Consider the following 11,381-nt stretch of genomic DNA (forward strand, 5'->3'; position numbering starts at 1 on the left):
CCACTGTCAAGTGGGTGGGACAGGAGTCTCATTATGTGAGCGTAGGCCCGTCCCGCCTCCGAAAACGGCAGGAACACCACTGGTGTACGCCCGCCCGCCGCCCCCGGCGAAGGCCGGTTCGACGGGCCCATGGGGCACGGGGTAGTGGCCGGAGACCAGCGCCCGGCGCAGCCGGTATTCGTCCAGCGGACCGGCGAACGCCATGCCCTGCCCATGGGTGCAGCCCATCGCACTCAGGGCCACGACCTGCTCGGGCAGATCCACACCGGAGGCGATCGACTGAAGGCCCAGATCGCCTGCGATGCGCAGCAGCCCACTGGTGATCTTGTGCAGCCGCGCCGACTCGACGACCCCCTCCACCAGGCTGCGGTCGAGTTTCAGCACGTCGACCGGAAGCCGGCGCAGTGCCGTGATGGTCGCGTAGCCGTTGCCGAAACCGTCCAGGGCGACACGGACGCCGATTCTGCGCAGGGCACCGAGCCGGCGTTCCAGTTCCTCCAGACAGGTCCCCGGATCGGTGTCGGACAGCTCGATCATCAGGGCGCCCGAGGCCAGACCGTGCCGGGTGAGCAACGCCTCGACGGAGCCCAGCGGCAGGGAGCGGTCGAGGAGCCGGCGGGCGCTCATCCGGACGGCCACGGGCACGACGTGCCCGGTGGCGGCGCGCTCGGCGGCCTGCGCCACCGCCGCCTCGAGCACCCAGCGGTCCAGCTCGGCGGTTCTGTCGCTGTCCTCGGAGACGCGCAGGAACTCCCAGGGGGTGAAGAGCACACCCTGGGAGGAGCGCCAGCGCGGCAGGGCACTCACCGACGTGATCCGGCCGCCCTCGAGCGACACCACCGGCTGGTGCAGCAGGGTGAACTCACCGCCGTGCAGCGCGGCCCGCAGCCGGGTGGCCAGTTCGGCCTTGCGTACCACGTCCTGCTGCATCTGCGGTGCGTACAGCTCCACGCGGCCCTTGCCCGCGGCCTTGGCGCGGTACATCGCGAGGTCGGCGTTGCGCAGCAGCTCGCCCGCGCCGAGACCCGGCTCGGCGAAGGCCACACCGATGGACGCGGCCACCCGGACATCGTTGCCGTCGATGTCGTACGGCTGCGAGAGGGTGCCCCTGAGCCGGTCGGCGAGTTCCAGGATGTGCCGCTCGCGCGCGGAGCGGTCGCGGGTGCCGTCGCCCACGATGAGGGCCGCGAACTCGTCGCCGCCGAGGCGGGCGGCGGTGTCGCTCTGCCGGACCGCGTCATGGAGTCTGCGGGCCGCCTGGACGAGCAGTTCGTCCCCGGCCTGGTGCCCGATGGTGTCGTTGACGGCCTTGAACCCGTCGAGGTCGATGAAGAGGACGGCGGTGCCGCGGTCGGAGGAGCGGCGCCCGGACAGCGCCTGCTGGACGCGCCGGGTGAACAGGGCGCGGTTGGGCAGATCGGTCAGCGGGTCGTGCTCCGCGTTGTGCTGCAGCTGCGCCTGCAGGCGCACCCTCTCGGTGATGTCCCGGCTGTTGAAGATCAGCCCGCCCTCGTGGCGGTTGACCGTGGACTCCACGTTGAGCCATCCGCCGGCACCGGACCTGAAGCGGCACTCGATGCGGGTGGTGGGCTCCTCGGTGTGGCCCGCGGTGAGGAACCGGCGCACCTCGTGCACCACACGCCCCAGGTCCTCGGGGTGGATGAGCATGGCGAGTTCGGTCCCGACGAGTTCCTCGGCGGGCCGTCCGTAGACACCGGCGGCCGCCGGGGAGACGTACCTGAGGATGCCGTTGGGCGCGGCGATCATGATGACGTCGCTGGAACCCTGCACCAGGGAGCGGAAGTGGTTCTCCTTCTGGGCGAGTTCCTGGGTGAGGGTGATGTTGTCGAGCAGCATGATGCCCTGGCGCACGACGAGCGCCAGGACGACGGCCCCGGCGGTGACGAGAACCATCCGGTCGACACGGTGGCCGTTGAGGACGTTGTAGAGGATCCCCAGCGTGCAGACGGCGGCGGCGAGATAGGGCGTGAGCGCGGCCAGCGAGCCGGAGATCGGGCGGGTGGCCGGATACCGGTCGTGGTCCTGCGGGAGCACGGGCGGGCGGCCGTCGTGGCCGGGACCCGGCGGGAGTCCGTGGCCGCGGTCCTCGGGGAGCTCGCGCGGGTGCTCCCCCGGCAGGTCGGCGCTTCGCCGGTCCGGTCGGCGCTGCTCCGGTACGTGTTCGTGCACACGGCGGGCGTGCCCGTCGCCGTCGGGGTGTTCGGACCGGGCGCCGACCCAGGGGGCGTAGGCGAGCAGCAGCGAGCCGGCGAACCAGCCGGCGTCCAGCAACTGGCCCGAGTGATAGCTGTCGTGCAGCAGCGGCGAGGTGAACAGGGCGTCGCACATCACGGTCAGGGCGAGCCCACCGATCGCGGTGTTGACCGCGGAGCGGTTCACCGCCGAGCGCCGGAAGTGGAGCGCCACCACCATGCTGATCAGGGCGATGTCCAGCAGCGGATAGGCGAGCGACAGCGCGGTGTGCGCGACGCTCGGCCCGTCGAACTTCGCCGCCTGGGCCAGCGCGAGGCTCCACGACAGCGTCAGCAGCGAGCCGCCGATCAGCCACGCGTCGAGCGCGAGACACACCCAACCCGCCTTGGTGACCGGCCTCTTGGCGAGTACGAGCAGTCCCACGATCGCGGGCGGTGCGAAGCAGAGGAAGAACAGATCGGCACAGCTCGGCGAGGGGACGGGACGGTCCAGGACGACCTCGTACCAGCCCCAGACCCCGTTGCCCAGCGCCGCCATGGCGGAGGAGAGCGCGAACAGCAGCCAGGCGGGCCGGAAGACGCCACGGCGGCTGCGGGCGTAGACGAGACAGGAGACCGACGCGGTGCCTGCCGCGACGCTCAGCCCGAAATCCCCCATGAACAGCGCAAGGCCCCGGGAGCCCCAGCCGACCGCGGAACCGACGGCGTATCCCGCGCAGATCAGGGCCAGGACGAGTTGCGGAACCAGGCGCATACGGCCGTCCGGCATCGGACGGCGGGCCACCAGCGCTCCGGGGGAACTCACCGGGCCCTCCCGCTCCGGGGCGCCGCCGGGTCCCGCTGGTCCCGGTGCGCCGGGTGGGAGTGCCTCTTGCGGCCGCTGTGCCTGCGGTGGTGGTGATGGCCGCCGTGACCGCTGTGGCCGCGCCTGCGTGTCGCGACTCGCCAGGGTCGCCGCCCGCGACCCCGCCGCGTCCGATCGTTCGTCCATAGGCCGTGCATCGCCCGTCGCCCCCCTCGCATGTCTGAAAGCTCCGTCCCCGGCGCCGAGCGGTGCACGGCGCTGCCCCTGTCGGGACGATACACCAGCCTCGTCACTCAGGGACATAGTTCCTCTACGCTCAGTGACGATCGGCGAGGATTCGGGCACGAAACGCGCACGAAGGACTGCGGAGTGTGCCGGAAGCGGACGCGGAGCGAACGGCGAGCGATGTACGCGCCGGTCGTGCGACCGCGTACGGCATGTACGCGGTCCGCGGCTCAGGCCCGATCCCGCGCCGCCCGGGCCGTGCTCACGGCCCGGAACCCCTTTGTGCCCGCGCGCCCGGCGGCGCTAGGCCCCGGTCCGCGACACTACGTTCTGCAACGGCTCCCCTTGTGCGAAGCGGTTCAGCTGCAGGCCGAGGAGACGCTTGACGCGGGGCCAGAACGCCGAGGTGGGGCCGCCGACATGCGGACTGATGAGCACGCCGGGCGCATGCCACAGGGGGTGCCCCTTCGGCAGCGGTTCGGGATCCGTGACGTCGAGGGCGGCCATGAGGCGGCCGGTCTCCGTCTCGGCCAGGAGCGCCCCGGTGTCGACCACCGGTCCGCGCGCCATGTTCACCAGCAGCGCCCCGTCCTTCATACGGGCCAGGAAGCCGGCGTCGACCATGCCCTTCGTCTCCTCCGTGAGCGGCGTGACGATCACCACCACATCGGCTTCGGGAAGAAGTTCGGACAATCGGGAGAGAGGATGCACGTGACCGCGCGCCGTCTCGCGCTCGTGGCGCGCGACGCGCGCCACCCGCGCGACCTCGAACGGCACGAGCCGGTCCTCGACGGCGGCGCCCACCGCCCCGTAACCCACGATGAGGACGGACCTGTCGGCGAGGGCGGGACGGAAGCCGGCCCGCCACTCCTCCCCGTCCTGTCCCCGGACGAAGTCGGGGATCCCGCGCAGCGACGCCAGGATCAGGGCGAGGGCGAGTTCGGCGGTACTGGCGTCGTGCACCCCACGGGCGTTGCACAGCAGTACGCCCTCGGGCAGTCGGGAGAGGCCCGGCTCGACGTGGTCGACGCCGGCGGAGAGCGTCTGCACGACGCGGACGGACGTCATCGCGGCCATCGGGCGCACCGCGACCTCGCTCCCCTTCATGTAGGGGACGGCGTAGAACGCGCAGTCGGCCGGGTCCGCGGGATAATCCGGGCCGCCGTCCCAGTACCGGTACGTGAGGCTCTCCGGCAGCCCCTCGATCTCGTCGGTGCGGAACGGAAGCCAAACCTCGACAGTCATGCCCAGGAGGCTATGCGAAGCGTCCGGGACCGTATTCGTTAGGTTGGGGTGCCAGGAAAGGGAGGGCACGGCCAGGTGGAGCGCAGGACGATCGGCGCGGCGACGCTCGAGGTGGGGGCGGTGGGACTCGGATGCATGCCGATGAGCTGGGCCTACTCCGGTTCGCGGCAGCGCGGCGACGAGTCCGCACGCACGGTGCACCGGGCGCTGGATCTGGGGATCACACTGCTGGACACGGCGGACATGTACGGGCCGTTCACCAATGAACTGCTCGTGGGCCGGGTCCTCAAGGAGCGGCGGGCCGAGGCCTTCGTGTCGACCAAGGCCGGTCTGCTGGTGGGCGAGCAGCACATCGTGGCCAACGGCCGCCCCGGCTATGTGAGGCGCGCCTGCGACGCGTCGCTGCGCCGGTTGCAGACGGACGTCATCGACCTCTACCAACTGCACCGCGCGGATCCCGAGGTTCCCGTCGAGGAGACCTGGGGCGCCATGGCGGAGCTGGTGCGCGCGGGCAAGGTCCGGGCGCTGGGGTTGTGCGCCATGGGTGTACGCGGCGGACGGCGGTCCGGGGCGCGGCTGTACGACGACACGATCCGGCAACTGGAGCGGGTGCAGCAGGTCTTCCCGGTGAGCGCGGTGGAGGCCGAACTGTCGGTGTGGTCACCGGAGGCCCTGAACGCGCTGCTGCCGTGGTGCGCGGCGCGCGGGGTCGGCTTCCTGGCCGCGATGCCGCTCGGCAACGGCTTTCTGACCGGCACCCTGACCCCCGGCGAGGGCTTCGAGCCCGACGATCTGCGTGCCCGGCACCCGCGTTTCACGGCCGAGATGATGGCGGAGAACCAGCCGATCGTGGCCGGTCTTCGGGAGGTGGCCCGTCGGCACGGGGAGGACGTCACCCCCGCCCAGGTGGCGCTGGCCTGGGTCCTGGCACAGGGCCGTCACGTGGTGCCGGTACCGGGCGCCAAGCAGGAGCGCTGGGTCACGGAGAACGCGGCCGCGCCGGGACTGCGCCTGAGCGCGGAGGACCTTTCGGACGTGGCCGTCCTGCCGGCGGCCCAGGGCTCGTGGGACTGAGCCCTGATCGCCCCGCCTTCGGCGCGTGAGCGCCACGATCCCGATCGGGGCGGCATGGAACCGTCCGGGGCCCGAGCGGTGTAGGAAAGGAAGAGGGCACCGCGTCGAAGGGACCGTGATCGTGCAACGTCGAGCTGTGACAACCGCGTTGGCCGCGTCCGCGCTGCTGCTGGCGGCGGGCTGCTCCTCCGGCGGCGGTGACACGCCGGGCGGCGGGAGCGCCTCCTCGAGCAGTACGGCACCGGGGCCCTCCGGCTCCCGGGAGACGGCCGAGCACACCCCGCCCGCGACCGGATCGGTCCGGGTGGTGCGCACCGTCGCGGCGAACCTCAAGACGCCCTGGGGCCTCGCACCGCTGTCCGGCGGCGGACTGCTGCTCGCCGACCGCGACGACGGCACGATCACGCGGATCGACGACAGGACCGGCAAGAAGACGCTCCTGGGCTCGGTGCCAGGTGTCTCCGCGGCAGGCGAGGGCGGACTGCTCGGTATCGCCCTCTCCCCCGGCCACGCCTCGGACCACCTGGTCTACGCGTACCTCACCACGGACTCGGACAACCGCATCGTGCGCATGCTGTACGACACGAAGAAGCCCTCCGGTGAGCAGCTCGGGGCGCCGGACACGGTCTTCAAGGGCATCCCGAAGGGAACGATCCACAACGGCGGCCGGATCGCGTTCGGCCCGGACGGGATGCTCTACGCCGGAACCGGCGAGTCGGGCAACCGGGGGCTGTCCCAGGACCGTGACTCCCTCGGCGGCAAGATCCTGCGCATGACCCCCGAGGGCGAACCCGCGCCCGGTAACCCCTTCGGGGACTCGGTCGTCTACTCCTACGGCCACCGCAACGTCCAGGGGCTCGCCTGGGACGACAAACAGCGGCTGTTCGCCTCGGAGTTCGGGCAGGACACCTGGGACGAGCTGAACGCGATCAAGCCCGGCGACGACTACGGCTGGCCGATCGCCGAGGGGAAGTCCACCGATCCCCGGTTCCACGGCCCGATCGCCCAGTGGCGCACCGACGAGGCGTCCCCCAGTGGCATCGCCTATGCGGAGGGTTCCATCTGGATGGCGGGCCTGCGCGGAGAACGGCTGTGGCGCATCCCGCTCAAGGGCACTCAGTCGTCCGCGCCGCCGCAGGCGTTCCTGAAGGGCACCTACGGCCGTCTCCGCACGGTGGTCCCGGCCGGCGGCAACAAGCTCTGGCTCACCACGAGCAACACGGACGGCCGTGGCGACCCGTCCGGGACCGACGACCGGATCCTGGAGGTCGAGGTGTCGTAGAGCGGCGCCTCGGGTCATCCCGCCGTCAGTCGGTCTCCGGGCTCCGCCGGGAACAGCCGCAGCCGGTGCGCCAGCGCGGCGGCCTCGCCGCGGCCCGAGACGCCGAGCTTCGCCAGGATGTTCGAGACGTGGACGCTGGCGGTCTTCGGGGAGATGAACAGCTCCTCGGCTATCTGGCGGTTGCTGCGCCCGACGGCGACCAGGCGGAGCACGTCCCGCTCGCGATTGGTGAGCCCCAGGGACTCGGCGGGGTCCACCACCGCTGGCCGCGCCGCGGACGCCGGGGTGAGCCGGGCACGGCGTCCGAGCAGCGCCACCGACTCCGCGAGCGGCCGGGCGCCCAGGTGGTCGGCCACGGCGGCGGCCAGCCGCAACAGCTCCGCGGCGCGCTCGCGCTCGTCCTCGCCGCTGCCCGAGGCCAGCAGCGACTCCGCGAGACGCAGACGGACACGGGCCAGGTCGTACGGGCGGTCCAGGGCCTCGAAGGCGGTCGCGACCTCCCACCAGTCGCGCGGCGCACCGCAGCCCTGGGCGCGCAGCAACTCGGTGCGGACCCATCGTTCGTACGCCTGCCACACCGGGACGTTCGTGGTGAGCGTCTTGGCGGTGTCGCGGATCCGCTCCAGGACCCCGGCCCGGCCCGGCTCGGCCGCGGGCAGGCCCAGGGAGTCGGCCTCCGCGGTGGCCGAGGCGAGCAGCAGCGGCCACGCGTAGCGCTGGGTGCCCGGGGGGAAACCCGTCGCCAGGGCGCCGTCCAGGGCGGCGCGGGCGTCGTCGAGGCGGCCCTGGGCGGCGGCGATCCCGATGGCGGCCCGCACCAGCGGCAGTTCGTGCTGCGCCATCGTGTCGTGGCTGCCGAAGTGCCGACGGGCTGCGGCCAGTTGGCGCTCCGCCTCGGGCAGGTCGCCGCGGGCCAGCGCGAGCATCGTGTGGAGCGTGGCGCGGAAGCCGCGGGGCTTGGCGCTCTGACCGACACGTTCGGAGGCCGTCGCGGCCTCGGCGGCCTCGTCCCAGCGGCCGAGGGAGGTGAGGGACTCCCCGAGATTGCCCCACACCCAGGCCTCGGAGTCCGTCAGACCCAGCGTCCGGGTCAGGTCCAGGCCCTCGCGGAGCACCTCGACGGCCTCCTTGGACCGGCCGATGCTCTCCAGGTAGGACGGCAGGTTCACATGGAGGCGTCCCGCCACATAGGTGTTGCCGAGGGCCGCAGCCTGCTCCTTGACCTCGTGCATCTCCACGAGCCCGGCCTCGATGTCGCCCGCCTCGACGAGGAGGCCGCCCAGGGTGAGACGGGCGTTGAGCTCGATGTCGCGGGCGCCCACCATCCGCGCGTACTCCACGGCGCGCTCGGCGGCCGACAGCGCCTCGGGGCCGGGCATGTGCTCCATCGACCAGCCGGCGACCGCGGCGAGCACCTCGGCGTGCACCTCCGACGGAGGCAGTCCGCGCACCAGCCCCTGAGCGGTGGTGAGTTCCTTCCAGCCGTCGCCGCGGGCCGTGTGCTGCACCAGCCGGGAGCGCTGCACCCAGAACCAGGCGGCGCGCAGCGGGTCCTCGTCCTCCTCGATGAGGCGCAGAGCCCGCTTGGTGATCTTCAGAGCCCGCTCGCGCTCTCCGCTGAGCCTGCCCGCGACGGCCGCCTCGGCCATCAGATCGAGATATCGCAGAGGGGTGGTCGCCGGATCGCAGCCGCAGGCCGGATACGCCTCGGCGTGGTCGAGCGGGCGCAGCGCGGCCCGTACATCGGCGGGGGCGACCTCCCACAGCTCCATCGCCCGCTCCAGCAGCCGCAGTTGCTCGGCATGCGCGTGCCGGCGGCGGGCCTCGACGGCGGCGTCGAGGACCGCGGGCAGGGCCTTGGCCGCGTCGTGGGCGTGGTACCAGTAGCTGGCCAGCCGGGGGGCGCGCTGGTCGGCCGGGACGAGTGCGGGGTCGGCCTCCAGCGCCTCGGCGTAACGCCGGTTGAGACGGGAGCGCTCGCCGGGGAGCAGATCGTCGCTGACCGCCTCGCGCACGAGCGAGTGGCGGAAGCGGTAGCCGTCTCCGTCGGGCGTGGCGAGAAGGATGTTGGCGCCCACGGCGGCACGCAGGGCCTCGATGAGATCGTCCTCCGTGAGCCGGGCCACGGCCGCGAGAAGGGGGTACTCCACCGTGGAGCCTCCCTCGGCGACGATCCGGGCGACCCGTTGCGCGGAGTCCGGCAGCTTCTCGACGCGGACGAGGAGGAGGTCGCGCAGGGAGTCGGTCAGGCCCGTGCCGCAGCAGCCCTCGCAGCATGCCACCGCCAGCTCCTCGACGAAGAAGGCGTTGCCGTCGGACCGGGCGAAGATGTCGTCGACCTGGGCGGGGTCCGGTTCGGCGGCCAGTATGCCGGCGATCTGGCGCTCCACCTCCGCCCGGTTGAACCGGCCGAGCTCGATGCGGCGGACCGTACGGAGGCGGTCGAGTTCGGCGAGGAGGGGGCGCAGGGGGTGCCGGCGGTGGATGTCGTCGGAGCGGTAGCTGGCGACGACGACCAGGCGGCCGCTGCGCAGGGTGCGGAGAAGATAGGCGAGCAGATGGCGGGTGGAGGCATCGGCCCAGTGCAGGTCCTCTAGGGCGAGGACGACGGTACGGCGGGCGGCGACCCGCTCGAGCAGCCGGGCGGTGAGTTCGAAGAGACGGGCCATGCCCTCCTCGTCGTCCCGTGGGCCACGCCGCGCCTCACCCAACTCCGGCAGCAGCCGGGCCAGTTCCTCCTCCTGCCCGGCGGCGGCCGCGGCGAGCTCCCGGGGAAGCTGCCGGCGCAGTGCCCGCAAGGCGGTGGAGAACGGGGCGAAGGGCAGCCCGTCGGCACCGATCTCGACGCAGCCGCCGAGCGCGACGACGGCGCCCGCGCGCGCCGCCGCGGCCGCGAACTCCTCGATCAGCCGGGTCTTCCCGACGCCGGCCTCGCCCCCGACGAGCAGCGCCTGCGGCTCGCCGCCGTCATCGGGCGCCCCGGAACCGCCGGCGCGGACGAGGGCGTCCTGCAACGCCGTCAACTCATCGACGCGACCGACGAACACGGGGCTCACGGACCTGGTCTCCACGCTCCCGAGGATGACACGGGCGTCCGACAGTCCGGCACCGAATATCGCCGCCTGCCCGGCGGGCACGAAGGACCGCGGCACCGGAAGGCGTAAAGCGTCGCACCGCGTCCGCGGATCCGGGACGGAGGCGAGCGGCGGTACACGCACTGCTGGTTCCCTCGGTTCGGCCTTCAGGCCGGCCCGGGTACGGGCCGTCGGCGCATCCGGCACCGGGACCGCGGTGGACGCGGCATCGCCGTCGGCCGGCTTCGGCGTCGCCGTGTGCCCCTCGGCAACCGCCGCCGCGGAGCCGGTCGCGGCCGGGTGCGGCCTCTGCCGTGGCGCCCGGGCGGTCGGCCCGCCCGCCGCCGGGGCTCGGCCCGGGCCGGCCGCCCGGGTCCTCGCGGGCTTCTCCGGATACGGGCGGCCGTCCCCCGTGCGGCCGCCCGCGGGGAGCGCGGCACGCAGGTCGCCGCCCTCCCTCCGCGCGTTCACGCGGTGCGGGGCGCACGGCGGGACCGATGCCGGTCGTGGCCGTGATCCCGGCCCTCCCCTTCGGATTCCCGGGCGGCCCTGCGGGCGACGCGGCGCCCGCGCAGTGCCTCCCGGCTGAGCCGGTGGCGCTCCGCCTCGCGGATCAGCTCGGCGGTGCGGATGCGCTGCAGTTCGTACTCGAACACGGTTCTTCCCCCAGTACGGATCAATGGGCGACCTCGCTCCTTGCGAGGCCTCAACCCTCGTCCCCCAGGGGGGTCCGCCACATCGGGAGGGTTCCGCATCTTCCGCGGTGCGCGGGGGCCTTAGAGACACGAAGGGGGTCCCAGGGCCTGCGTAAGGATGCGACGCAGGCCCTAGGACCCCTCGGGTCCGTCCCGGCTCAGCCGGCGGACGGCAGTCCGAGCAGGACGTCGGTGTACTTGAGGACGGCCAGGAGCAGGCCGACGACGCCCAGGGCCACACCCGCCCAGGCGGCCGACTTGATCCACGGCGCCTGCGGCCGGCCCGGCGCGCCGAACGCGGGGCGGGCGAGGACCACGACGCCCACGAGCAGCGCGGCCAGTGCGAACACGCCGCCCCACAGCGCGGTGGCCTGCCAGGCGTCGCCGTACACCGCCTGGATCTGCTTGGCGACGCTCGCCGAGGACGAGGTCTGCAACTGGCCCACGAGCGTCTCGCGGGCGGCAGCCACGGTGCCCATCCAGCTGCCGGTCAGCGAGACGACGCCGAGGCCTGCGGACACCACCGCTCCGGCGCCCTGTCCCACCCCCGACGGCCCCTCGGAGGCGGCCTCCTCGGGCGCGAGTTCCTCGGGCGCGGTCTCTTGGGGGGCCGTCTCCTCGGACACGACCTCGTTCGCGGGCTTCTCGCCCGTGTCGCCGGCGGTTTCCCCGGCCTCGGTGGCGTTCACCTTGTCCTCGTCGTTCGTCGTCTCGGCGCCGGTCTCGATCCCGGCCTCGTCAACTGTCTTGGTTCCCATGCCTCGCACC

The 11,381-nt window shown here is 73.0% G+C and carries 7 protein-coding genes; 2 read left to right on the plus strand and 5 right to left on the minus strand.

The annotated features are described in order from the left end of the window. Window positions 1-6: 6 nt before the first annotated feature. Complete coding sequence (locus RCR19_RS11555; protein WP_331269412.1) at window positions 7-2,982, minus strand: EAL domain-containing protein; 2,976 nt, start codon at window positions 2,980-2,982, stop codon at window positions 7-9. A gap of 564 nt (window positions 2,983-3,546) precedes the next feature. After that, window positions 3,547-4,488, minus strand: coding sequence for a 2-hydroxyacid dehydrogenase (locus RCR19_RS11560; protein WP_331265054.1), 942 nt, complete (start codon window positions 4,486-4,488; stop codon window positions 3,547-3,549). Window positions 4,489-4,563: 75 nt separating this feature from the next. Between RCR19_RS11560 and RCR19_RS11565 the strand changes: the two genes are divergently transcribed. Beyond that, window positions 4,564-5,562 (plus strand): aldo/keto reductase, encoded by a 999-nt coding sequence (locus RCR19_RS11565; protein WP_331265055.1) that lies wholly within the window; start codon window positions 4,564-4,566, stop codon window positions 5,560-5,562. 115 nt (window positions 5,563-5,677) lie between these two features. Beyond that, the gene (locus tag RCR19_RS11570; protein WP_331265056.1) at window positions 5,678-6,844 is read left to right on the plus strand and encodes a PQQ-dependent sugar dehydrogenase; all 1,167 of its coding nucleotides are present in this window, start codon (window positions 5,678-5,680) and stop codon (window positions 6,842-6,844) included. A 14-nt stretch (window positions 6,845-6,858) separates the two neighbouring features. On the opposite strand, the gene RCR19_RS11575 is transcribed toward RCR19_RS11570, so the two are convergent. The 3 genes from RCR19_RS11575 to RCR19_RS11585 all read right to left on the minus strand — a co-directional run bounded on the left by RCR19_RS11575 (window position 6,859) and on the right by RCR19_RS11585 (window position 11,371). Continuing rightward, window positions 6,859-9,927, minus strand: coding sequence for an AAA family ATPase (locus tag RCR19_RS11575; RefSeq protein ID WP_331269413.1), 3,069 nt, complete (start codon window positions 9,925-9,927; stop codon window positions 6,859-6,861). 458 nt (window positions 9,928-10,385) lie between these two features. Next, a complete protein-coding gene (locus RCR19_RS11580; RefSeq protein WP_331265057.1) occupies window positions 10,386-10,574 on the minus strand; it encodes a hypothetical protein in 189 nt (62 codons plus the stop codon). A 197-nt stretch (window positions 10,575-10,771) separates the two neighbouring features. Next, on the minus strand, window positions 10,772-11,371 hold the full coding sequence (locus RCR19_RS11585) for a hypothetical protein (RefSeq protein ID WP_331265058.1): 600 nt from the start codon (window positions 11,369-11,371) through the stop codon (window positions 10,772-10,774). Window positions 11,372-11,381 lie beyond the last annotated feature (10 nt).

This window comes from Streptomyces sp. WAC07094 (genome assembly GCF_036320405.1).
GTDB lineage: Bacteria > Actinomycetota > Actinomycetes > Streptomycetales > Streptomycetaceae > Streptomyces > Streptomyces lannensis.

Coding starts and splice junctions, on each gene's coding strand:
- RCR19_RS11585 (WP_331265058.1), bottom strand. CDS start 11,371: ATGGGAACCAAGACAGTTGACGAGGCCGGGATCGAGACCGGCGCCGAG.
- RCR19_RS11560 (WP_331265054.1), bottom strand. CDS start 4,488: ATGACTGTCGAGGTTTGGCTTCCGTTCCGCACCGACGAGATCGAGGGG.
- RCR19_RS11555 (WP_331269412.1), bottom strand. CDS start 2,982: ATGCCGGACGGCCGTATGCGCCTGGTTCCGCAACTCGTCCTGGCCCTG.